The sequence below is a fragment of the Ureibacillus endophyticus genome, assembly GCF_024159215.1.
In the GTDB taxonomy this organism is placed as follows: domain Bacteria; phylum Bacillota; class Bacilli; order Bacillales_A; family Planococcaceae; genus Ureibacillus; species Ureibacillus endophyticus.
The window spans coordinates 2,578,904-2,602,987 of record NZ_JAMYWW010000001.1; the positions used below are offsets into that span (position 1 = coordinate 2,578,904).

General features: G+C 35.3%; 17 protein-coding genes and 1 other annotated feature. Of the genes, 5 read left to right on the plus strand and 12 right to left on the minus strand.

The annotated features are described in order from the left end of the window. Positions 1 to 56: 56 nt before the first annotated feature. Positions 57 to 1,325, minus strand: a complete 1,269-nt coding sequence (gene tyrS, locus NKR20_RS12640) for a tyrosine--tRNA ligase (protein WP_253426976.1) — start codon at positions 1,323 to 1,325, stop codon at positions 57 to 59. Positions 1,326 to 1,427: 102 nt separating this feature from the next. Continuing rightward, positions 1,428 to 1,628 (minus strand) — a binding site (T-box leader). A gap of 102 nt (positions 1,629 to 1,730) precedes the next feature. On the opposite strand from tyrS, the gene NKR20_RS12645 reads away from it, so the two are divergent. Next, entirely contained in the window at positions 1,731 to 4,595 is a 2,865-nt protein-coding gene (locus tag NKR20_RS12645) for a transglycosylase domain-containing protein (protein WP_253426977.1), read from the plus strand. A gap of 50 nt (positions 4,596 to 4,645) precedes the next feature. Here NKR20_RS12645 and NKR20_RS12650 read toward each other — a convergent pair whose 3' ends face one another. From NKR20_RS12650 to acsA, 5 genes are all read right to left on the minus strand, one after another. Beyond that, entirely contained in the window at positions 4,646 to 5,791 is a 1,146-nt protein-coding gene (locus NKR20_RS12650; protein ID WP_253426978.1) for an acetylornithine transaminase, read from the minus strand. Beyond that, positions 5,788 to 6,567 (minus strand): acetylglutamate kinase, encoded by a 780-nt coding sequence (argB, locus tag NKR20_RS12655; RefSeq protein ID WP_253426979.1) that lies wholly within the window; start codon positions 6,565 to 6,567, stop codon positions 5,788 to 5,790. The genes NKR20_RS12650 and argB overlap by 4 nt, the downstream gene beginning before the upstream one ends. Continuing rightward, positions 6,530 to 7,756 (minus strand): bifunctional ornithine acetyltransferase/N-acetylglutamate synthase, encoded by a 1,227-nt coding sequence (gene argJ, locus NKR20_RS12660; RefSeq protein ID WP_253426980.1) that lies wholly within the window; start codon positions 7,754 to 7,756, stop codon positions 6,530 to 6,532. Before argJ ends, argB begins: the two co-directional genes overlap by 38 nt. 17 nt (positions 7,757 to 7,773) lie before the next feature. Continuing rightward, positions 7,774 to 8,808 carry an N-acetyl-gamma-glutamyl-phosphate reductase gene (argC, locus tag NKR20_RS12665; protein WP_211330840.1) on the minus strand — a complete coding sequence of 345 codons (1,035 nt, stop codon included), beginning with the start codon at positions 8,806 to 8,808 and terminating at the stop codon, positions 7,774 to 7,776. Between the two features lie 202 nt (positions 8,809 to 9,010). Further along, positions 9,011 to 10,738: an acetate--CoA ligase gene (gene acsA, locus NKR20_RS12670; RefSeq protein ID WP_414674138.1), complete on the minus strand. Its 1,728-nt coding sequence runs from the start codon at positions 10,736 to 10,738 to the stop codon at positions 9,011 to 9,013. Positions 10,739 to 11,020: 282 nt separating this feature from the next. Between acsA and NKR20_RS12675 the strand changes: the two genes are divergently transcribed. Genes NKR20_RS12675 through NKR20_RS12685 form a run of 3 tightly spaced genes read left to right on the plus strand, consistent with a single transcriptional unit; the run spans position 11,021 to position 13,484 of the window. Continuing rightward, positions 11,021 to 11,653 carry a GNAT family N-acetyltransferase gene (locus NKR20_RS12675; RefSeq protein WP_121212674.1) on the plus strand — a complete coding sequence of 211 codons (633 nt, stop codon included), beginning with the start codon at positions 11,021 to 11,023 and terminating at the stop codon, positions 11,651 to 11,653. A gap of 29 nt (positions 11,654 to 11,682) precedes the next feature. Further along, entirely contained in the window at positions 11,683 to 12,330 is a 648-nt protein-coding gene (locus NKR20_RS12680) for an acetoin utilization AcuB family protein (RefSeq protein ID WP_253426981.1), read from the plus strand. After that, positions 12,327 to 13,484: an acetoin utilization protein AcuC gene (locus tag NKR20_RS12685; RefSeq protein ID WP_121212672.1), complete on the plus strand. Its 1,158-nt coding sequence runs from the start codon at positions 12,327 to 12,329 to the stop codon at positions 13,482 to 13,484. Before NKR20_RS12680 ends, NKR20_RS12685 begins: the two co-directional genes overlap by 4 nt. 66 nt (positions 13,485 to 13,550) lie before the next feature. On the opposite strand, the gene ccpA is transcribed toward NKR20_RS12685, so the two are convergent. Together ccpA and NKR20_RS12695 are read right to left on the minus strand one after the other, a co-directional pair. Continuing rightward, positions 13,551 to 14,558 (minus strand): catabolite control protein A, encoded by a 1,008-nt coding sequence (gene ccpA / locus NKR20_RS12690; protein WP_121212671.1) that lies wholly within the window; start codon positions 14,556 to 14,558, stop codon positions 13,551 to 13,553. A 224-nt stretch (positions 14,559 to 14,782) separates the two neighbouring features. Next, a complete protein-coding gene (locus NKR20_RS12695; protein WP_121212670.1) occupies positions 14,783 to 15,868 on the minus strand; it encodes a bifunctional 3-deoxy-7-phosphoheptulonate synthase/chorismate mutase in 1,086 nt (361 codons plus the stop codon). Between the two features lie 170 nt (positions 15,869 to 16,038). On the opposite strand from NKR20_RS12695, the gene NKR20_RS12700 reads away from it, so the two are divergent. Beyond that, entirely contained in the window at positions 16,039 to 18,204 is a 2,166-nt protein-coding gene (locus NKR20_RS12700) for a cell division protein FtsA (protein ID WP_253426982.1), read from the plus strand. Between the two features lie 66 nt (positions 18,205 to 18,270). On the opposite strand, the gene NKR20_RS12705 is transcribed toward NKR20_RS12700, so the two are convergent. From NKR20_RS12705 to NKR20_RS12720, 4 genes are all read right to left on the minus strand, one after another. Further along, positions 18,271 to 18,735 (minus strand): YtxH domain-containing protein, encoded by a 465-nt coding sequence (locus tag NKR20_RS12705; protein WP_121212668.1) that lies wholly within the window; start codon positions 18,733 to 18,735, stop codon positions 18,271 to 18,273. Between the two features lie 19 nt (positions 18,736 to 18,754). After that, a complete protein-coding gene (locus NKR20_RS12710; protein WP_121212667.1) occupies positions 18,755 to 19,240 on the minus strand; it encodes a DUF948 domain-containing protein in 486 nt (161 codons plus the stop codon). Between the two features lie 138 nt (positions 19,241 to 19,378). Beyond that, positions 19,379 to 20,695: a UDP-N-acetylmuramate--L-alanine ligase gene (gene murC, locus NKR20_RS12715; RefSeq protein WP_121212666.1), complete on the minus strand. Its 1,317-nt coding sequence runs from the start codon at positions 20,693 to 20,695 to the stop codon at positions 19,379 to 19,381. 245 nt (positions 20,696 to 20,940) lie between these two features. After that, positions 20,941 to 24,048 carry a DNA translocase FtsK gene (locus tag NKR20_RS12720; protein WP_253426983.1) on the minus strand — a complete coding sequence of 1,036 codons (3,108 nt, stop codon included), beginning with the start codon at positions 24,046 to 24,048 and terminating at the stop codon, positions 20,941 to 20,943. Positions 24,049 to 24,084: the final 36 nt, after the last annotated feature.

The window sequence follows — 24,084 nt, forward strand, 5'->3', positions numbered from 1 at the left end:
ATTTAAAGAAAAAAGGCCAACCCAAGAAAACTTGGATTAGCCTGAAATATTATCAATTAAATAAATTTCACCATATGATATTTTTTCTTACCACGACGAATGATTGCAAAGGCATCTTCTAAACGATCTTTTGCATCCACTATATAATCAAGGTCTGTTACTTTTTCTCCGTTAATTGAGATAGCACCATTCGTTACATCTTCACGCGCTTGACGTTTTGATGAAGAAATTCCTGCTTCAACAATTAAATCTACAATGTTTTTATCTTCTTTTCCAATCTCAACAGAAGGCACACCTGCAAAGGCCACTTTCATTTCATCAACTGAAAGAGATTTTAAGTCACCAGAGAATAATGCAGCAGTAATACGTTCAGCTTGCTCTAGACCCTCTTCACCGTGAATAAGTTTTGTCATTTCAGCAGCTAATGTTTTTTGTGCTTTTCTTAAATGTGGCTCTTCTTGTACTGCAACTTCTAATGCTTCAATTTCTTCACGAGATAGGAAAGTAAAGATTTTTAAATATTTAACAACATCCGCATCCGCTGTGTTTATCCAGAATTGATAGAATTCGTAAGGTGATGTTTTCTCAGCATCTAACCAAACTGCCCCACCAGCAGTTTTACCAAATTTAGTACCATCTGCTTTCGTTACTAAAGGAATGGTGATACCAAAAGCTTTTGCTTCTTCGTCATGAGTTTTACGAATAATTTCTAGACCCGTTGTTATGTTCCCCCATTGGTCAGATCCTCCAACTTGGATACGAACATTATGATTGTCATATAGATGGTTAAAATCCAGACCTTGTAAAATTGTATAAGTAAATTCTGTAAAGGAAATACCTGTTTCAAGTCGAGAAGCAATTGTATCTTTAGCAAGTAAGTAGTTTACATTTACCAGCTTACCGTAATCACGTAAAAAATCGATTACGCTCATGCCTCCAACCCAATCATAGTTATTAACTAAGATTGCACCATTTTCACCTTCGCCAAAATCAAAAATACGTTCCATTTGTGCTTTTAAGCCAGCAACATTCTTTTCAATTTGTTCAGCTGTTAATAAATTACGTTCTGAAGATCTTCCAGAAGGATCTCCAATCATTCCAGTTGCACCACCAACTAAAAGTACTGGACGGTGCCCCGCTTGTTGGAATCGACGTAATGTTAATAAAGGAACAATGTGTCCAATATGCATTGAATCAGCAGTTGGGTCAACACCAACATAAAGTGAGACACTTTCCTCATTTAATAATTTTTCCATACCTTCAGCGTCTGTTTGTTGGTATAACAATCCACGCCATTGTAAATCTTCAATTAATTGGTTTGTCATGATGTTTTCCTCCTACTTTCATTATCTTTGGTTTACAAATCAATAGTTTATACATAGACTCTGTTGCAATAAAAAAAGCCCCTACACGCAATTTTTATTGCATGCAGGGACGTTAAATATAAGTTAACGCGGTACCACCCAGCTTGGAAAGTAACAACTTTCCCACTCGAGATCGTCTATCGTGACGCGGACGTTCAAGCTCCAAGAACGTAATTCATGTTCCCACTTTGTCTAGCTTCCACCAGCCGCTAGCTCTCTATACAGTGAATGAAAACACTACTTCAAACTCTTCAACACTTGAAAAACTATAATAAATATTTTACCTGTTCTTCTCTCAATGTCAATATTTATGTTCGAATAATATCGAATTATGCTATAATAAACAAGATTTAGGGAGGTGGATTTATGAAAGAGTGGTTACAACAGTTCAAACAACGTATCGAACAATTCAACGAAAAAATTGAAACAATAGAAACATCTCAACGTTATAAATTTATACGAATTACTGGGAGTGTATTATGGAATTTAACACTCATTTTTGTAATTAGTTTATTAATAGGCATTGTTTTTGTTGGGGCTATCGGTGCAGGTTACTTTGCATCACTTGTAAAGGATGACCCTCTCTACGCTGGCGAAGAAATGAGGGAACAAATATACAGTTATGAAGAAACAAGTGAAATTTACTTTGCCGATGAAATTTATATTGGGAAACTTCGAACTGATTTAGAACGTCGTGAAACAACATTAGATGCTGTATCACCACTTTTAATAAATGCAGTTTTAGCAACTGAGGATGAATATTTCTTAGAACATAATGGCATTGTTCCAAAAGCGGTATTACGCGGACTATTACAAGATTTTACAAATTCATCCACACAAACAGGTGGCTCGACATTAACACAGCAATTAATTAAAAACCAAATATTAACGAATGAAGTTTCGTATGAACGAAAAGCCAGAGAAATATTACTTGCTTTCCGACTAGAAAAATTTATGACGAAGGATGAAATATTAGAAGCTTACTTAAATATTATTCCTTATGGTCGAAATGCGTCTGGGAAAAATATTGCCGGCGTAGAAACTGCTGCACAAGGTATTTTCGGTATTTCAGCAGCTGACTTATCTTTACCTCAAGCTGCGTATATTGCAGGTATTCCTCAAGCTCCTTTTGCTCATACACCATTTACAAATAAAGGTGTCTTAAAGGATCCAGAAGGGTTACAACCAGGAATTGACCGAATGAAAATCGTACTAAGCAGAATGTTGGAAGTAGGTTACATAACAAAAGCGGAATACGAAGAAGCCATAAATTATGACATTACAAAAGATTTCCGCGAACCAGAAGCACAAGCTACAGATAATTATCCATGGCTTACTTATGAGCTAGAAAATCGTGCAAAAGAAATTATTGCAAATATTTTAGCTGAAAAGGACGGAATTGATCCGAAACGCCTAATTGAAGAAGAAAATTTAAAAGATAAATATTTAATTTTAGCCGATCGCAACGTACGTTCAGGTGGATATCGCATTTATTCTACAATTGATAAAGATATGTATGATGCAATGCAAAAAGCAGCTAACAATTTCCAATATTATGGACATACATTTACAACGACAATAACTGATCCTGAGACAAAAGAAGAAAAAACAGTTGAAATGCCAGTTCAAGTTGGAAGTATTGTCATTGAAAATAAAACAGGAAAAATCTTAAGCTTTGTTGGTGGACGAGATTTTGAAATCTCACAACTTAACCATGCTACACAAGCAAATCGACCTAATGGTTCTACAATGAAACCATTATTAGCTTATGGTCCCGCGATTGAATATGGTGTAATCGGAGCAGGTAGTCCTGTGGTCGATGTGAAATTTACACGCAGTTACGATGGTTATAGTCCTTCAAACTATATTGAAAGTGAAGAAAGAGGGTTAATGCCGGCTCGAGAAGCATTGGCTCATTCACAAAACTTAACAGCATTACGTTTATATGACTCAATATTAGATCGTCAACCAGCTACATTTTTAGAAAAAATGGGATTCTCTAGCTTATCTGAAGGAGATTATGTCAATCTAGCAACTGCTATTGGTGGACTTACAAATGGGACAACGGTTGAAGAAAATACAAATGCCTTTTCAACATTTGCAAACGATGGTCAATTTATCGATGCATATATGATCGAAAAAATAGTTGATTTAGACGGTAATGTAATTTATGAACACAAACCAGAACCTGTACAAGTCTTCTCAAAAGAAACATCTTATATGGTAACTGATATGCTTAGAGATGTATTAGATTACGGTACTGGAGCCCGCGCTAAGAGTATGTTAAAGTTCTCATCAGACTTTGCAGCAAAGACTGGTACTACGCAAGAATATAAAGATGTTTGGCTAGTTGGCTATAATCCAAACATTACATTAGGAGTTTGGATGGGTTATGATCAACCAAAAACACTTTATCAATTTAACAATACTTACTATCAACCAAGTACACGTGTCAACATGCTTTGGGCAAATTTGATGAATTCAATATATGATGCAGAACCAGAACTTGTTGGTACAAAAGAAAGATTTAAACAACCTGAAAATGTTGTATATGCTTCATTCTGTGGAATTTCTGGAATGGCTCCATCAACCGCTTGTTCAAATGCTGGGTATGTTCGTAGCGATTTATTTAATCGAAACGTATTTGTCCCTTCTCAAACTGATGATAGCCTAATTTCAGCATCTGGAGAAAGTGTGATAGTAAACGGAAAAGCCTATCAACCATTAAATTCTACACCAAGAGAATTTGTTGTTTCTGGTGGTGGTTTTGGCATTAATCCTGATTTTGCTAAAAGAATGCTAGGCAGATTAGGTGGAGACCCATCAAAATTACTACCTTCTGGTAAAGTGGTGTCAACTGCTACTTTCAACGCAGACAGTAGTGCGCCTCAAGCAGTCACTGCAACTTTACAAGGGAACACACTTACTTGGACAAGATCTGGATCCAATGATGTCGTAGGATATCGCGTTTATGATATAACAAATGGACGTACATTAATTAGTACCGTACGTGATGGAGAAGGACGTAGTGTTACAGTTCCAAACAATGGTACATTTACAGTAGTAGCTGTTGATATTACTGGTTTAGAGTCTGCAAATTCTAATCCTATCGCATCTAATGTAGAAATACCAACAATACCTGAAGTACCGATTGACGGTGTTCCACCAGAAGATGAAAACGGTGGTTCAAATGAACAACCACCAACTAACCCCGAACAAACAGTTCAGTAAAATACAAAAAACGCAAGGATGTTGGATAACAACATTCTCGCGTTTTTTATTTATGCTAATACTGTTGAAAGTAAAACTTCTTCTAATATTGCTACAGCTTGATCGATTTCCTCTTTTGAAACAGTTAGAGGTGGTAATAAACGTAGAACCTGTGGACCAGCAGCAACAAGTAATAATCCTTTTTCTTCTGCTTTTGCTACAAATGGTGCAACATCTTTACCGCAATCTATTCCAAGCATTAGACCTTTTCCACGGATTGTGAATTGATCACTTGGTAAAGTATTTTCTAACTTTTCAACGAAGTATGTTGATTTTTCAACAACTTCATCTAAGAATGATTGTTGGAATACAATATCAACTACTGTTTGGGCCACAGCTACACCAAGTGGATTTCCGCCAAATGTTGTTCCATGTGAACCTGGACCAAAAGTATCATATAACTCACTAGTAGCTAAAATACCTGCGATTGGGAATCCCCCACCTAGTCCTTTTGCCATTGAAACAATATTTGGTTTAAGTGAAGTTTGTTCAAAGGCAAATCGCGTACCAGTACGGCCTATACCTGTTTGTACTTCATCCACGATTAATAAAACGTTACGCTCTTGGCAAATTTTATTAATAGCATCTGCAAATTCTTCAGTGACTGAATTTACTCCACCTTCACCTTGAATGATTTCAAGCATGATTGCTCCAACAGAATCATCCACTGCATTATTTAATGCTTCCACATCGTTAAATGATAAATAAGTAAATTTATCAACTAATGGTCCAAATCCTTTATGAATTTTTTCTTGACCAGTAGCACTCATCGCACCAAATGTACGGCCGTGGAATGAATTTTCAAAAGTAATTATATGACTTTTACCAGTATGTTTACGGGCTAATTTAATAGCAGCTTCATTTGCTTCTGCACCACTGTTACAGAATAAAGCGTATGATAAGTGATTGTCTTTTACTAAACTAGCAGCTAAAGCTTCTTGACCTGGACTTTCAAAAAGATTACTAGTATGCCAAATTTTCTCACTTTGTTCTTTAATTGTGTTAACTAGTGCTGGATGACTATGTCCTAAACAACATACAGCAATACCACTAGTGAAATCTAAATAGCTTTTACCACTGCTATCTTTTACTACTGTTCCATTTCCTTCTACAATACTGATTGGTCTTCTTGCGTAGTTATTAAAAAGCGCACTCATTTGACTAGCTCCTTTGATAAAATTGTAGTTCCTATTAAACTATCATTTACGATTTGAACTGAAGGGATTCCTGCATTCAATACTTGAAGGGCACCTTGAACTTTTGGAATCATTCCACCATAAATATGACCCTCGTTAATCCATTGATTAATTAACCCTTCTGTTGCCTCTTGTTGATATTCCCCTTCAATACGAATCCCAGCAACATCCGTTACAAGAAGTAAACTTTCAGCACCAATCGCTAACGCAACTTCGCTAGCAACAGTATCTCCATTAATATTTAATGCTTGTCCATCTACTGTAGCACCAATACAAGAAATAACAGGAACTATATTTTGTTCAATTAATTGATTTAGTAAATCCGTATTTACTTTTTTAATTTTCCCAACAAAGCCATATGTTTCTTTGTTTAAAAATTCACTTTCTAGTAAATTTCCATCAAAACCATTTAATCCAATAGCATTTATACCAGCTTTGTTTAATTCATGAACTAAGCCAGGATTCACTTTTCCTACTAGTGTTGATTGCACAATTCCAATAGCATCTTCGCTTGTTACACGAATCCCGTTAATAGCTGTGGAAGTGACATTTTGCTTTTCTAATTCACGATTAATTGCAGGGCCACCACCATGGGTAATTACAATATCATAACCTTCTTGTTGTAATTTTTTGAAATTGGAAAAGAAGGCCTCATTTAAGCCTTCTAATGTGCTACCACCAAGTTTAATAACAATTTTCTTACGAGCGGTATGATGCGTTGATTTGAACGTAGTCATAAGTTAAATCACACCCCCATGCTAATCCTTTTCCTTCACCTTGGCCTAATGAAACATTTATTTTCACTTCATTTGCTTTTAAGATTTTAATCAGTTCTTCTTCAGAAAACTTAACTGGTTCTCCATTTTCAACCATTAAAGCATTTCCGATTTTAATCGTAATTTTTTCAGGATCTACTGTTGCACCACTATAACCTACCGCTGCAATAATACGACCCCAGTTAGCATCACAACCGAAAACAGCTGTTTTTACTAAAGGAGAACCTACTACAGTTTTTGCAATTTTACGAGCCTCTTCGTCAGAAACTGCACCTTCAACTTCTACTTCAATTAATTTCGTTGCGCCTTCGCCATCTCTTGCAATTGCTTTTGCTAAGTCTTCAGCAACTGCCTTTAATGTACTGTAGAAGTTAGCCCAATCAGGATGTGCTGGTGTTAATGGATCGTTTCCAGCAAGACCATTTGCCATTACAAGAACCGTATCGTTAGTAGATGTATCACCATCAACAGTAATTGAATTAAAAGTTAAATCAGTAATTTCAGAAAATGCTTTTTGTAATTCATCCGATTCAATATTTGCATCTGTTGTAATAAAACCAAGCATTGTTGCCATATTAGGTTCAATCATACCAGAGCCTTTTGCTGTACCTGAGATGATAACTTCTTTTCCATCAACAATTGTGCTGTAAGTCGTATTTTTCATAACTGTGTCAGTTGTTAAAATGGCTTGTGCAAAATCAATACCATCTTCTAGGTTATTTCCTAAATTTAACATTCCAACACCACTACGAATTGGTTCCATATTTAAAATTTCCCCAATTACACCTGTTGACGCAACACCAACTAAAGAAGGATCAATACCTAATTTATCTGCAGCTAATTTTTGCATTTCATATGCATCTGCAATACCTTGTTTACCAGTACATGCATTGGCATTTCCTGAGTTAACAATAATCGCTTGCATTTTCTTTGTGTTGTACACTACTTCTTTTGAAACTTTTAACGGAGCAGCTTGTACTGCATTTGTCGTAAATACACCTGCAACACTCGCAGGTACTTCACTTTTTAAAATCGCTAAATCTTTCTTTTTATGTTTAATACCACAATGGATTCCAGAAGCAGAAAATCCTTTTGGTGATACGATGTTTTTACTTGAAAGTTTTCTAACTTCATATATTAAGTTTGTCATAAAGTATGGTCTCCCCCTTAAATGAATAACGGTATTACGTCTAGTCCTGTTTTTTCTGGTAAATCGAATTGTACGTTCATGTTTTGAATCGCTTGTCCTGCTGCACCTTTTACTAAATTATCAATAACACCGACAATCGTTGCTCGATTTGTACGCTCATCTAGTTTTACGAATATATCACAGTAATTTGAGCCTTTTACTCGGTTTGTACCTAAAGAAGCTACATCAGTAACAACACGAACAAACGGATGATTTTTATATGTTTCTAGTAAACAATCAGTCAGTTGTTGATTCGTAACACCTGGTAAAACTGGTGCATATGTTGTGGCTAAAATTCCACGAGTCATGGGAATTAAATGTGTATTAAAGCTAATGCTAGTTTTAGCATCTGCAAACATCTCAATTGCTTGTTCAATTTCAGGAATATGTTGATGTTCATTTACTTTATAGATAGCAAAGTTTTCATTCATTTCACTATAGTGTGTTAATTGAGAAGGTTTATTCCCTGCTCCAGAAACTCCACTTTTAGCATCGATGATTAGATGCTGTGGATCGATTAACCGTTCTTTTATTAAAGGTAAAATCGAAAGTAGGACAGCTGTAGGATAACAACCTGGATTAGCGATTAGTTCCGCTGACTTAATATTCCCAGCATTCCATTCAGTTAAACCATAAACACTTAAATTTACAATTTCCTGAGGAGCTGGTGTCTTTTTATACCATTTTTCATATTCATTTAAATCTTTTAAACGATAATCGCCCGATAAATCGATTAATTTTGGTCCTACACCTACAAGTGGCGGGAGTAATGTACTTGTTACCCCTGAAGGAGTACTAGTGAACACCACATCAAATTTCGATAATGTCTCCGCTTCTATTTTCTTTAAAGCTTGATCATGAATTGTTAATAAATGACCATACTTCGATGAGAAAATAGCTCCTTCCTCCGAAGATGTAAACAATTCAATCTTTTCGACTTCTGGATGATTATGCAAAAAACGGATTAGTTCTAATCCGCCATACCCAGTTGCTCCTATAATTCCAACCTTCAATCCACTCACCCCTAAATTTAGATAAAGATAGTATAAGTCTGTATATTTATTTAGTCAACTGTATTTTTATATATTCCAAATTTATGAAAGAATATATATAAAAAAGGACACTTATTTACATATGCAAATAAATGCCCTTTTATGACAGGTGAATAAATATTTATTTTATATAGTTATTTATTTCTATATAAAAAGTAATTTATTAATCTTCCATAGTAGATAAGTCACCAGTTGGTAAGTTTAATTCCCAAGCTTTTAATACTCGACGCATAATTTTTCCGCTACGTGTTTTTGGAAGTTTTTCTTTAAACTCAATTTCACGTGGAGCAGCATGTGCAGCTAAGCCTGTTTTAACAAAGTTACGAATATCTTCTGCTAATTCATCAGACGGTTCAACACCTTCTCGCAATGCAATAAAGGCTTTAATAATTTCACCACGTACTGGATCTGGTTTTCCAATTACTCCTGCTTCAATTACATCTGGATGCTCAAGTAGTTTACTCTCAACTTCAAACGGACCTACTCGCTCTCCAGCAGTCATAATTACATCATCTACTCGACCTTGGAACCAGAAGTAACCATCATCGTCCATATATGCTGAGTCTCCTGATACATACCATTCACCTTTTAAGAAATAAGACTCGTAGCGAGCAGGGTTCCCCCATATTTGGCGCATCATTGAAGGCCAACCTTTTCGAATTGCTAAGTTCCCCATTGTAAACGGTGGTACTTCATTTCCTTCATCGTCTACGATTGTTGCATAAACACCTGGAACTGGTTTCCCCATTGAGCCTGGTTTAATTTCCATAGTTGGATAGTTACAAATCATATGACCACCAGTTTCTGTCATCCACCAAGTATCATGAATACGATGGCCAAGTTCATCCATTCCCCAACGGATTACTTCTGGATTTAGTGGTTCCCCAACTGAAAGTACATGGCGTAGAGAAGATAAATCGTATTGTTCTAAAATACTATTTCCTGCTCCCATTAACATACGGAATGCAGTAGGTGCACTGTACCAAACTGTAACACCATATTCTTGAATTGCCCCATACCAAGCTTGAGGACTAAAGCGCCCACCAATAATAAGATTTGTTACACCATTTAACCATGGTCCAAATATTCCATATGCAGTGCCCGTTACCCAACCAGGGTCAGCTGTACACCAATAGATATCATTTTCTTGTAAGTCAAGTACCCACTGAGCTGTTTGGTATTGTTGGATCATTGCATTATGAACATGCAACACTCCTTTTGGCGCACCAGTTGAACCTGATGTATAGTGTAAGAGCATTCCATCTTCACGGTCTACCCACTCTATTTCAAATTCAGTAGAAGCTTCTGATAATTTTTTATTGAAATCAATGATATGATTATTTTCATCAATCTCTTCTCCTACTAAAAATACTTTTTCTAATTTAGGTAATTTTTCAACTGGAACTCGACTTAACAAGCTAGGTGTTGTAACAATTACTTTTGCTTCACTATCAGAAAGTCGATCATACACTGCACCTTCCATAAATGCTTCAAACAATGGACCTACAATTACTCCCATCTTAATAGCACCTAATAGTGAAAAATAAAGTTCTGGTGATCGTGGCATAAAAATAAAGAGACGATCGCCTTTTTCTAATGTTGAGTACTGTTTGAACACATTAGCTGCCTTATTTGATAAATCTTTCATTTGACCAAATGTGTAAGATTCTTTTCGAGTGCCATCATTAAAATAAAGAGCTACTTGGTCCCGGCGATGTGATTCCGCATGACGGTCAATCGCTTCATACGCAGCATTTAGCTTCCCCGTTGTATACCAACTAAATGCTTTTTCTGTTTCTTTCCAATCAAATGTCGCAGCTGTTTCATCATAATTTTTTAAATGATGATCCCCATTAACAACTGCTAATCTCTCTGTAATTTTCATCCCCATAAAAATTACCCCTTTCAAATCAGATACGACTCGGCTTATTCGTATAGATGTAATCTGTTGTATAAAAATAGCACTAACTACGAAGATTCCCGAGACATTAACTATTAACTATTATACAACAGTTAATAATTAAACATAATTGTATTTTACAATACTAGCAACATTTTAAGCAAAATATTTTTAATTTTTCAAAAATTAAAGGAATCTTTGCGAAAAGTAGCTTTTTTTTACATAAAATATAATATAATCTATCTATATAAAATTCATTTGGAGCGAATGGGAATGAAACATATTAAAAATTTTAATAGTATAGAGATGGATACGAGGCAAGGGTTAGTAAAAGTGGAGGGTCCAGTCCCACCTGAGCAGCTAGAAAAATATGAATTTCACGAAGATTTAGTAGCATTTAGACCACCTGAGCAGCAGAAAAAAGCTTTGATAGAGATCGCAAAATTAGATGAAGGTCGTATTATCATTATCCGCAATCAACAAACTATCGTAGGCTATGTTACATATTTGTACCCAGATCCTCTTGAACGCTGGGCAGAAGATCGAATTGAAAATATGATTGAACTGGGTGCAATTGAGGTCATTCCTGCATACCGTGGTAGTGGTGTAGGTAAAAAGCTTTTAGAAGTATCTTTTATGGACGAAGAGATGGAAAATTATTTAGTCATTACAACAGAATATTACTGGCATTGGGATTTAAAAGGAACAGGTTTAAATGTTTGGGACTACCGAAAAATGATGGAGCGCATGATGCAAGTTGTTGGTTTTGAGTATTATGCAACAGACGACCCTGAGATTACCTCCCATCCCGCAAACTGTCTTATGGCTCGTATCGGTAAACATGTAAATAATGATACAATTGAACGGTTCGATCGGTTACGCTTTAGATATCGTTTCATGTACTAAATTAATTAGTTTTAAGGGGGGAAATAGATATGATCGTTGAAGAAATTATGAATAGAGAAGTTTATTCATTATTACCAACTAATACAGTAAACGATGCCGTACGACTCATGCGTGAGAAGAAAATACGTCATTTACCAATTGTTAATGAACAAGGCAAGGTCGTTGGAATAATTACAGAGCATGATGTAAAAAATGCCCTTCCATCTTGTTTAAAAGAAGAACCAAATTCGACAATATACCAAACACCTATTGCAGAAATTATGATTAAAAACCCTATCATCGGGCATCCTTTAGATTTTGTTGAAGAAGTTGCCGTTACCTTCTATGAAACGAAAATCAGTTGTTTACCAATTGTATCAGGAGGAGAACTGGTTGGAATCGTTACAACAACAGATTTACTTTACACATATATCGAATTAACCGGTGCACATAAACCTTCATCTAAAATTGACATTCGCGTTTCCGATAAACCTGGTACGTTATCAGACATCACTCAAATATTTAAAAAACATAAAGCCAATGTGCTGAGTGTACTTGTCTTCCCAGATTCTAAAAATGAGAATTGCCGAATTTTATCAGTCCGAGCACAAATTTTAAATCCTCTTAATATCATTAGTGAATTGCGAGAACAAGGTTTTGATGTACTTTGGCCAAATGTTCCGGGTGTACAACAATGAAAAATGCAGTTTTTATTTATTCACCAGAACAACTCGGCTATAAATTTTCAGATTCTCATCCTTTTAATCACAAACGTTTACTATTAACGATGGATTTATTAAAAAATATCGATGCACTATCAGATAATGCTATCGTTCCGGCAAGAGTAGCTACTGATGAAGAAATTGCCCTTGCCCACGATGAAAAATATATGGATATAGTCAAAAAAGCTGGTCATGGATTATTAACAGCACAAGAATGCGAAAATTACGGTATAGGGACTGAAGATACTCCTATTTTCCCTAATATGCATGAAGCAAGTAGTTTACTAGTAGGTGGAACTTTACAAGCGGTTGATTACGTGATGCAAGGAAAAAGTAGACATGCCCTTAACTTAGGTGGAGGGTTACATCATGGTTTCCATGGTAGAGCTTCAGGCTTTTGTATATACAACGATAGTAGTGTAGCCATCAAATATATACAAAAAAAATATAACGCTCGTGTTTTATATGTAGACACTGACGCTCATCATGGTGATGGTGTACAGTGGACTTTTTATGATGACCCTGATGTATGCACGCTTTCTATTCACGAAACTGGCCGTTACCTATTCCCGGGAACAGGGAATGTTACTGAACGTGGGAATGGACAAGGTTATGGAACATCTTTTAATTTTCCATTAGATGCCTTTACTGAGGACGAAAGCTTCTTGAAAGTATATGAAAGTGCAATGCGGGAAGTGTTTGAATTTTTCAAGCCTGATGTAGTATTTACACAAAATGGCGCAGACGCTCACTATTTTGACCCGTTAACACATTTATATGGAACGATGAATATCTATCGAGAAATTCCTAAACTTGCCCACCAGCTTGCCCACGAATATTGTGATGGTAGATGGATCGCAGTGGGTGGTGGTGGTTATGATATTTGGAGAGTAGTTCCTCGTGCTTGGTCCTTTATATGGACTGAAATGAATGACCTACCTTCCCCTAATGGAAATCTCCCTGTAAGTTGGCTTGATAAATGGCAACAAGAATCACCAGTACCGTTAATCCCTACTTGGGAAGATCCAAACCCTTTGTATGAGCCAATTCCAAGAAAGGCCGAAATCGAAGAAAAAAATGAACAAATGCTAACGAAAGCATTACATATCATTCGAAATGAAAGAAAATAATAAAAATGGCAATCATGATTGTAATAAATCACGATTGCCTTTAATTATTAGTTTTAAACTAAACTTTTAATCAGCTGTTTTTACAGAATCTCGAACTTCAATTCTATGTGGAATGATTACTTCTTGATTATCAATCTCTTCTTTGTTCATGATTTTCGTTAATAATCGCATCGCTACAGCACCAATGTCATAGAGTGGTAACACAACACTAGTCAGTTGTGGGCGTACCATTCTCGCCAATTTCGAGTTTTCAAAACTAATAACTTCGATATCTTCTGGCACTTTCAATCCTCTATCTTGAGCCCCATGAATAATACCAATAGCTAATTCATCGCTACCAGCAAAAAAAGCTGTAGGAGGTTGTTCTAAAGTAATAACCGTCTCCAATGCTTCAATACCACTATCATATGAACCTTCTTCTGGGAGAATTAATTGCTCATCAATTTCTAATCCTGCATCAATTAATGCTTTTTTATAAGCTTCTAATTTAAATTTAGAATTGATTGTGTTATGGAGAGGTCCCGATACAAATGCAATACGCTTATGCCCATTCGCAATTAACATTTGTACAGCTTCATATGATGCTTGGAAATAATCGATATTAACAGAGGCAAATTGATTGGATTCATCAACTGTACCAGCTAGAACAATAGGAACTGGAGAATGATCCATAGATTGATGAAGTTTCGGTGTCACAGCATCACTCATCATGACGATCCCATCCACCTGTTTTCCGTACATAGTATCAAGGAGAGAAAGCTCTTTTTCTTCATTTTGGTCAGAGTTTGCCAAAATAATATTATATCGGTACATTGTGGCGATATCCTCTATCCCACGTGCTGCTTCAGCATAAATATTATTCGAAATATCTGGGATAATCACTCCGACTGTTGTTGTTTTTTTACTTGCAAGACCTCGTGCAACTGCATTTGGTCGATACTCTAAACGTTCAATCACTTCTAATACTTTTTTTCTTGTAGCAGGTTTCACGTTTTGGTTTCCATTTACTACTCTGGATACTGTCGCCATTGAAACGTTTGCTTCGCGTGCAACATCATATATTGTTACAGTCAAAGGATACGCCTCCTCGTATTTTTATCTTGTAAACTCATCATACGACAATTCTCATTTCTTTTTCAATATAAAGTCTTTCTAAATACGAAGTAATAGAACGACATTTTTCGACTTTTCATCAAAGAAGTATCTAATAATTATTATTTTCCATACAATCTTAAAAAATGTAAAAACGCAAGAATGTTATCGATTTAACATCCTTGCGCTCCATAAGTATTCTTAAATTATGCTTTTAATTCATATTGCTTCATGAATTTTTGAATTTCATCGTAGAAAGCATTGAATTGTGGAATATCCATTTGTTGTTGAGAATCAGATAATGCAACAGATGGATCAGGATGTACCTCTGCCATTACTCCGTCTGCACCAATTGCAATTGCAGCTTTTGCACAAGGCAATAATAAATCACGACGACCAGTTGAATGCGTTACGTCAACAAATACTGGTAAGTGCGTTTCTTGTTTTAAAATAGGTACTGCAGAAATGTCTAAAGTATTACGTGTTGCTTTTTCGTAAGTACGGATACCACGTTCGCAAAGCATAATATTTTCGTTACCTTTTGACATAATATATTCAGCAGCATGGATGAATTCGTCGATTGTAGCAGCTAAACCACGTTTTAATAGAACAGGCTTGTTTGTTTCACCTACTGCTTTTAATAACTCAAAGTTTTGCATATTACGTGCACCAATTTGAATTACATCTACATAGTCAAGTGCCTCTTCAATATGAGCAGGAGTTACGATTTCAGTAACTACAGCTAAACCATATTCTTGAGAAATTTGTTTTAAAATTTTAAGACCTTCTAAACCTAAACCTTGGAAGTCGTAAGGAGATGTACGTGGTTTGTATGCTCCACCACGAATTAATTTTTGACCTTTCTCCTTAAGAGAAGCTGCAACTGCTGCAACTTGTTCATATGATTCAACAGAACAAGGACCAAATACGAATGTAGGAGCACCTGAACCAATTTGTTCTCCATTGATATTAATGACAGTATCTTCTGACTTTTTCTTACGTGATACAAGTAATTCTTTTTTCTTCTCAGCTTCTAATTGTTTTAAAGCTGTTTTAAAGATTTGTTTAAAAATATAATCAACCGTCATTTGATTTAACGGACCTTTGTTATTCTCTCTTAATAGGTTTAACATATGGCGTTCACGAAGAGGATCGTATCGGTTAACCCCTTGTTTTTCTTTAATTTTACCGATTTCGTTTACTACCTCTGCTCGTTCGTTAATTAAACGTAAAATTTCTAAATTTAATCCGTCAATTTGACTACGTAATGCTTCTAAGTTTTGCTCACTCATTCCCTTTTCTCCTCTCCCTGTACCGAACTCTTTCAGAACGCTGAAATGTGTGATACATTTTAAGATAATAACTCTATTATAATCAAGAAAGTTCAGAATGTCACGCTTTTAATTTAGCGCTTCAACTCGCTAAAGTATTTTCATATATTTTCAGAAAGGAAGCGGTTACAATGTGTTCGAAATTATTTGCTTTAGATATAGGCACTCGTTCCGTCGTAGGTATTATTCTTGAAGAGCAAAACGAGCATTTCCATGTATCAGATATTATTGTAAAAGAACATAAAGAACGTGCAATGGTTGATGGTCAAATACATAATGTTTTGTATGTTGCTGAATTAATAAAAGAAATTAAATCTGAACTGGAACAAAAACACGGCCCGTTAACAAAAGTAAGTGTTGCAGCTGCAGGTAGAGCATTAAAAACAGAACAAGCTAGTGTGACAATTAATATTCGCAATCGGCCAATCTTTACAGAAGAAGATATTAGTCGCTTAGAATTACAAGCAGTTCAACAAGCCCAAGCTAAACTACTTCAAAATAAAGAAGACGTAAAAATGAGTCACTATTATTGTGTTGGTTATTCTGTACTTTATTACAAATTAGATGGTGAAGAAATTGGTAATTTACTAGACCAACAAGGTGATGAAGCAACGGTTGAAGTCATTGCCACTTTTTTACCTCGAGTCGTTGTGGAATCATTACTCGCTGCTTTGAAACGTTCCGATTTAGAAATGGAAGCTTTAACACTCGAACCAATTGCTGCAATCAATGTGTTAATTCCACCTACGATGCGAAGACTAAACGTAGCGTTAGTTGACATTGGTGCAGGAACTTCCGATATTGCGATTACAAATCAAGGCACTATAGTTGCATATGGAATGGTACCTACTGCAGGAGATGAAATAACAGAAGCATTAAGTGACCAGTATTTATTAGACTTCCCTATAGCAGAAAAAGCTAAACGTCAACTTTCAACGGATGAAACAATTGTTATTCAAGACATCCTTGGATTTGATCAAGAAATACCGAAAGAGGAAGTAATAGAAGCCATTAAACCTGCCATTCGAAATTTAGCAGAATCTATTGGTAATGAAATTTTAAGATTAAATAATCAAGAAGCACCTAAAGCGATTATGTTAGTTGGTGGAGGAAGTTTAACACCAAATTTAACAACAGAACTTTGTAACATTTTAGCACTTCCTTCTAATCGTGTAGCAGTTCGAGGAATAGATGCAATTCAAAAATTAACAAAAGAAGAATTCATTCCAGCTACACCAGAGCTTGTTACACCAATCGGTATTGCAATTGCTGCGAAAAAGGCGCCAGTGCAATATATGACCGTTGTTGTAAACGAGCAAATAGTTCGTCTATTTGAAATGAAAGAAATGACCGTTGCAGATGCATTTTTAGCTGCCAACATCCGAGCGAAGCAACTTTATGGAAAACCTGGACAAGGTATTTCTATTACTGTAAACGGACAAGATATTTTTATTCCAGGCGAACATGGGCAACCTGCCACAATTCTCGTTAACGGTGAAACGGCTTCAACGAAAACACTCATCCATCATGGGGATAATATTTCATTGATTGAGGGTATTGATGGAGTTGATGCTAAAGCAACAGTTCGTGATATTGTCGATGGTGCTTCTGTAAAAACAGTGACGATTCAAGGAACAATGTATATCGTTGAGCCGAAAGTGAAAGTTAACGGTGAAAATGCCCCTCTTGAGTTGGAACTAAAAGACCGTGACCATGTTGAAATTGAAACGGTTGAAACTATTGATGAATTATTAAAAGCTATCAATCGATTAGATATACTTCATAAGCTGCAGTCATTTTTCATTCATGTCAACGGCCAACCGATGTTTTTACCGGAATTTACTGCTAAGTTATTTATTAATGGAAAACCTAGCAAATTACAGTATTCAATTCAAAGTGGTGATACATTAACAATTGAAGATTCACCTCTTCCCACTGTACAATCTATAGCAAATAAATTAGATACTTTACTTGAAGAAAAAATAATCGTAACCTTCCAAAATGAACAGCTAGAATTAACGAAAGTTTGTAGAGAAGTACTAGTAAATGGTGCTGTTGTACAACCGAATACTACGATTCAAAATGGAGCTACCATTCAAATTATAGAAAAAGATACGAAACCATGGATTTTCCAAGATGTTTTCCGCTATTCTAATTGGCAACTGCCAACTAATTTTAAAGGGCATTTTACAATTTTGAAAAATGGGATTGCATCTTCATTTGACGAGGAAATTTTCGGTGGCGATAAACTAGAAATTATACTATCTGAATATCCTGTAACAAACATGACCGTGTAAAGTTATTCTACAAAATAAAAAAACGCAAGAATGCTGGTTTTTCCAGTATACTTGCGTTTTTCTTATTTAAATGGAAGATGGACGAGCAATCTCTGCCATATCTACACCTTCGTATGTTTCCATTTCTAAAGGTTCTTCCCCTTCGTATGAAACTGTACCATCATCAAATACACGTGGTACTTTTGACGTTTTTGACTTCACTTTATCAACTAATTGAGTTGATTGCTCTTTTAATTGATTTGAAAGTTGTACTGTTTTTTCTTTAGCTGTAGAAGAAAGTACGACACTTTTATCTTTTAATTGGACAGCTTGGTATGCAACGTCACTTCTTAAATCTCTACCTGTTTTAGGTGCAAGTAGCATGCCAGCTGCTGCTCCAACAATTCCCCCTACTAATGCACCAATTACAAAGTCCTTCATATTTAAAGTTTCCTCCTCGTAGATATCAACATTATTTCCCGTATAAACTTGAGGTAAATTTGCTACAACTTCATTTTTTACTTCATTATAATTTGGCTTTTCCCCGTTCATTTTGCCATCCCCCATTCGCTTATTTACTACGTTTTGTTTTTGAAGATTCTTTAACTATTTTTTCTGCTGCTTTATCCACATCTTCTTGGTCAATGACTTTTCGCTGTTTCCACTTATCAGCAATTTCCATGGCTACATTGCTCCATTGAACCACTTGTGCAATCTTTTCTTCATTTTTACTAACTTCTTTTGTAATAGAAGATGTGATTTGATTAATAGAATTGTTTAAACCTGTAACTGAAGTACCAATATTTTTTACCGCATCAACAACAGAATTCAGTTTTTCTGATTTTTGAGTTATATCTTCTGCCAATGTATTTGTTTTAGCAAGAAGAGAGGTTGTCTCACGAGTAATTCCTTCCATTTGTCCTTCAATTCCTGCAACTGTCCCAGCAATACTATTTAACGTATTTTTAAGGGAAAATAATGTCATCCCTACGCTAATACATAGGACTAAAAAGCCAATTGCTGCTATCAATACTGCAACATATAAAATGATTTCCATGATGTCAAAACCTCCGAGACTCGTTTAGTGTTTTATTCGACAAAAAAATAATAAATCCTTTTTTACTTTGAAAAACACGTTCTTTTACAGGAAAAATCATTGAAATGATTTTAGAAAAAACAGCCTAAACATAATTGTTTAAGCTGTTTCTTCACCATTTTTCAAAACATTTTCAAATGCATCTTGATACTTATGAACATCACCTGCACCCATAAACAAGAACACAGCATTAGTATGCTTTTTTAGTATTTCAATATTTTCCAACTGCAGGACGCTACTACCTTCAATTAGATTTGCCAAATCAGAGATTGTTAATTCTCCTTGTTTTTCCCGGGCAGAACTAAAAATCTCGCATAAATAAATAGCATCAGCCTTTTTTAAACTATCCGCAAATTGTTGCAAGAAAGCTTGCGTACGACTAAATGTATGCGGTTGGAAGATAGCCACGATTTGTCTGTCAGGATATTTTTGTCGAGCTGATTGAATTGTTGCATTGATTTCAGTCGGATGATGTGCATAATCATCAACAAGAACATTATTACCAATTTTCGTCTCTGTAAAACGTCTTTTTACACCAGAATAAGTACTTAGACGCTCTTGAATTACATCAGCTGGTATTCCTTCATAATGACATAAAGAAATAACGGCTAATGAATTCAGAATCGCATGATCCCCATATAGAGGAATTGTAAATTTATCATAATATTCATTTCGCACATATACTTCAAATGTTGTACCATCCGTAGTTTTCTCAACGTTTCTAGCAGCAAAGTCATTGTTTGCCCCTAAGCCATAATATACAACTGGAACATTTGCTTGAATTTTTTGTAAATGTTCATCATCACCACACGCGATGATGGCTTTCTTAACTTGTAATGCCAGTTGTTGGAAAGCAGAATAAACATCATTTACGTCTTTATAATAATCTGGATGGTCAAAATCAATATTTGTCATTACTGCATAGTCTGGATGATATGCTAAAAAGTGACGACGATATTCACATGCTTCCATAACAAAATAAGAAGCATTTTCTTCACCTGAACCTGTGCCATCTCCAATTAGGAAGGAAGTTGGCATAAATCCTCCAATTACATGACTCATCAAACCAGTTGTTGAAGTTTTCCCATGAGCACCTGTAATGGCAATAGATGTATAATTTTTGATATAGTCTCCTAAAAATTTATGATAACGAATTACTTCCACGCCTAATTCTTTCGCTCGAACAATTTCAGGATGTTCGTCAGTAAATGCGTTTCCAGCAATTACTGTCATTCCTTTTTGAATATTATCTGCATTAAAAGGTAGGATTGTTATATTTCGATCTCTTAATGGTTGTTCAGTGAAGTAATATGTCTCAACATCAGACCCTTGAACTTGTTCCCCAGAATCAAATAAAATTTGAGCAAGTGAGCTCATACCTGAACCTTTAATTCCTGTAAAATGATAAACTGTCATATTAAAAAACCTCCCGGGATACCTAGGTCCCAATGAATAAAGTAAAACTACACAAATTTTATTAAAATTATTTAAAATTATATTTATAACTAGTTTGTGCCATTTAGTAAAAACTTACCCCATTATAGCACTATTTTTATTAAACATTAACTGTAGGAATGCACGAAATTTCCTAAATTTTTTCTGAAAAAAAATGAGAGGGAATTCCCCCTCATAATGTACCTTTTCACTTGAAAGAAAATTAATTAGTCAAACATATTAGAAATATCAGCATCTGTAATATAAACTTCTCTCGGTTTACTTCCCCTCTGCTCAGAAATAAATCCATGACTCTCTAACAAGTCAATTAGTCTAGCTGCTCGGTTATATCCAATGTGATATTTTCTTTGAATCGAGGAAGTAGAAGCTGTGCCTTGTTCATATACAAAGCGGCAAACTTCTTCAAACAATTCATCTTGTTCTTCAATCATTTCTGTTTTCTTTAATAATTCATCCTGTTCAAATATATAGTCTGGTTCCCCTTGTGAGCGTACATGATCGATTATTTCTTCAATCTCATCATCAGTAACAAATGTACCTTGTAAGCGAATTGGTGCACTCATCCCGTTTCCTAAGTACAGCATATCTCCTCTTCCAAGAAGACGTTCTGCACCTTGACTATCTAATATTGTACGTGAATCCACTTGTGAAGATACCGCAAATGCAATTCGCGTTGGGATGTTTGATTTGATTAGTCCTGTAATAACATCAACTGATGGGCGTTGTGTTGCTACAATTAAGTGAATACCACAAGCACGAGCTTTTTGTGCAATACGGCAAATTGCTTCTTCTACATCAGCTGGAGACATCATCATTAAATCCGCTAATTCATCGATAACGATTAAAATGTAAGGTAACTTAAGAGCATAATCACCATTTGACTCTGCTAATTTATTATATCGCGGTAAGTCACGAACACCTGCATGAGCAAATAATTGATAGCGTCTTTCCATTTCTTCCACAGCCCATTTTAATGCAGCAGTTGCTGCTTTTACATCCGTAATTACGGGACTCACTAAATGTGGAATATGATTAAATGGTGCAAGTTCTACCATTTTTGGGTCAATTAACATTAATTTTAACTCGTGAGGCGTCGCCTTATATAATAAACTAACTAAAATGGAATTAATACATACTGATTTACCCGAGCCTGTTGCACCTGCAATTAAACCATGGGGCATTTTTCGTAAATCAATCGTAACGGGCTTTCCTGTTAAATCAAGTCCTAACGCCGCTTCTAATGGCGACTCCGATTCAATAAAGCTTTCACTATTAGTAACTTCAGATAATCGAACAGCACGAGCAATACGATTCGGAATTTCAATACCTATTGAACTTTTCCCAGGTATCGGTGCTTGAATTCGAATATCTTTTGCAGCTAAAGCTAATTTTAAATCATCTGCTAAGTTCCGTATTTTACTAACTTTTGTTCCATGACCGACTGTAATTTCGAACTGGGTAACAGCTGGACCTTGCATAATAGACTCCACTTGTGCTGTTACTTGGAAGTGAGACAATGCCTCAACCAAAACATCCGCTTGAGATTCCATCCAATCACGGTCTTCTGTTTTTTCTTCAGGTGGTGATAAAAACTCAACAGATGGTTTAACATAAATTTTGCTTGTTTTTTTCTCAACAACATCTTGAATCGGTTCGTCAATCTTTTGTTGTTTTTCTTCTAATGTATCTTTTGGCAACTCATTTTCAACCACATCAATATTCGCTTCTATTTGTTTCTCTGTATGTTCCTCTTTATCTGATGTTATATCAGAATTCGGTAATTCAGAAGAGATAGGAGCAATCACTTCTTCAACTTTTTCTAATTGATTTTTATTTGTTTGTAATAAGCCATTTGTATGCCTAGATAATTCCTTAATTACATCATTATGTTGAGTAAGTTGTTTTTGTGCTAATTTTGCTGCGTATTTTTCTTTGTCAGATTTTAACATTATCACGTTAAATGGCAATGTACCGCGCTTTTTCTCTTTTACTTCTGTATCTTGTTCATCAATAATTTCTGTTTTTGAATCTTCAGTTGTGTCTTGATTTTGTTCAATCAAGTCTCTTTCATGAGTAGCATCAAGATTGGAAGAGTCATTTTCTTTTTGTATTTCTTCAGTACCCTTCTCTTTAATCTCTTCAACTAAGATTGGAATTTCTTCGACCTGATCATACAGTTCACTTTTCAGATCTATTACAGGTTCCTCTATGTCGTTTTCAATCACTTCTTCAATCTCAATTGAAATAGGCTGATGGAGAATTTCACTTTTTACAGACTCTATAACCTCATTATTTTGAACATGGTGTCCAGTTTCTTCTAGCTTCTCTACAACCATTTCATTCTGTTGATTATTTACCTCTTTTTGAACTGCAATAATTTCAATCATTTCCGATTGTTCTTCATCAATTTTTACCTTTTCAAATGGTACATGCTGATTGCTCTGGTCTTTAAGTTCTTCTAAAATTTCTCGTGCATCTAGTTGATCATCAGAATTTTTAGTTGTATGCGATTTATTGTTAATTATCGTTTGTTGTGTAGTTTTATTTTCAGGGTGTTCTACACTTGATAGCACCTGCTGAGTTTCTTTTGAAATCAATTTTTCATCTACAATTTGTGTTGCACTTGCAATCTCTTTTGAAGTTTGAAGAACCTCGTTATAAATTTTGGCTGCTTCTTTGTTCGGTGGTTTTAAAACCTGCTGATGATTTTCTTCATCTTCCTTTGATTGCTCATACTTTTGTTCGGATCCCTGTTTTTTCGTTAATAATTCATTAATGTTACTTGGTTTCCTAAATCCGTGAACCGGTGATGGCACATTCGTTGGTACAAATCTTCTATGAGCAACCGGTGGATTTGGACTTTCTTGTACGACTTTTGGTGTTGGATTTACTCTTTTAATTCTTGGACTAGTTTCTTCTTTTTTTTCTACTTTTCGAATGCTCGAACTATAGTTAACTCCAGATGTGTTTCCTTTAGAACGTTGACGTTTCTCTAGTAATTCCCGAATACCCGATACTTCCACATCATAGACTTTTGATATTGCATTTTTTTGATAATAGTCTGTTATGTTCCTACTATCTCTAAATTCATTTACTTCTTGATCGAAGTTTTTTGGTGTGGAAGAAACCTCTTTTTCATAGTCATCTATTAGAGGAAACCGAAAACTTGAACGTTTTTGTTGGTGTTGTTCAGTTGTTGTTTCTCTATAGTTAGAGTATTCTTGTTCATCGAATGGCTCTTCTTCGTAATATTCGTCATCATCATCTCTATCATTTAAAAACAATTTATTCAGTTGTTTTTTAAACCAATTCACTTTATATCACTCTCTTCTACAAACATAGCATTTTTA

Excerpts from the sequence above, each read along its gene's own strand:
- tyrS (WP_253426976.1), bottom strand. The coding sequence starts at position 1,325 with ATGACAAACCAATTAATTGAAGATTTACAATGGCGTGGATTGTTATAC.
- NKR20_RS12645 (WP_253426977.1), top strand. The coding sequence starts at position 1,731 with ATGAAAGAGTGGTTACAACAGTTCAAACAACGTATCGAACAATTCAAC.
- NKR20_RS12650 (WP_253426978.1), bottom strand. The coding sequence starts at position 5,791 with ATGAGTGCGCTTTTTAATAACTACGCAAGAAGACCAATCAGTATTGTA.
- argB (WP_253426979.1), bottom strand. The coding sequence starts at position 6,567 with ATGACTACGTTCAAATCAACGCATCATACCGCTCGTAAGAAAATTGTT.
- argJ (WP_253426980.1), bottom strand. The coding sequence starts at position 7,756 with ATGACAAACTTAATATATGAAGTTAGAAAACTTTCAAGTAAAAACATC.
- acsA (WP_414674138.1), bottom strand. The coding sequence starts at position 10,738 with ATGGGGATGAAAATTACAGAGAGATTAGCAGTTGTTAATGGGGATCAT.
- NKR20_RS12675 (WP_121212674.1), top strand. The coding sequence starts at position 11,021 with ATGAAACATATTAAAAATTTTAATAGTATAGAGATGGATACGAGGCAA.
- NKR20_RS12680 (WP_253426981.1), top strand. The coding sequence starts at position 11,683 with ATGATCGTTGAAGAAATTATGAATAGAGAAGTTTATTCATTATTACCA.
- NKR20_RS12685 (WP_121212672.1), top strand. The coding sequence starts at position 12,327 with ATGAAAAATGCAGTTTTTATTTATTCACCAGAACAACTCGGCTATAAA.
- NKR20_RS12695 (WP_121212670.1), bottom strand. The coding sequence starts at position 15,868 with ATGAGTGAGCAAAACTTAGAAGCATTACGTAGTCAAATTGACGGATTA.
- NKR20_RS12700 (WP_253426982.1), top strand. The coding sequence starts at position 16,039 with ATGTGTTCGAAATTATTTGCTTTAGATATAGGCACTCGTTCCGTCGTA.
- NKR20_RS12705 (WP_121212668.1), bottom strand. The coding sequence starts at position 18,735 with ATGAACGGGGAAAAGCCAAATTATAATGAAGTAAAAAATGAAGTTGTA.
- NKR20_RS12710 (WP_121212667.1), bottom strand. The coding sequence starts at position 19,240 with ATGGAAATCATTTTATATGTTGCAGTATTGATAGCAGCAATTGGCTTT.
- murC (WP_121212666.1), bottom strand. The coding sequence starts at position 20,695 with ATGACAGTTTATCATTTTACAGGAATTAAAGGTTCAGGTATGAGCTCA.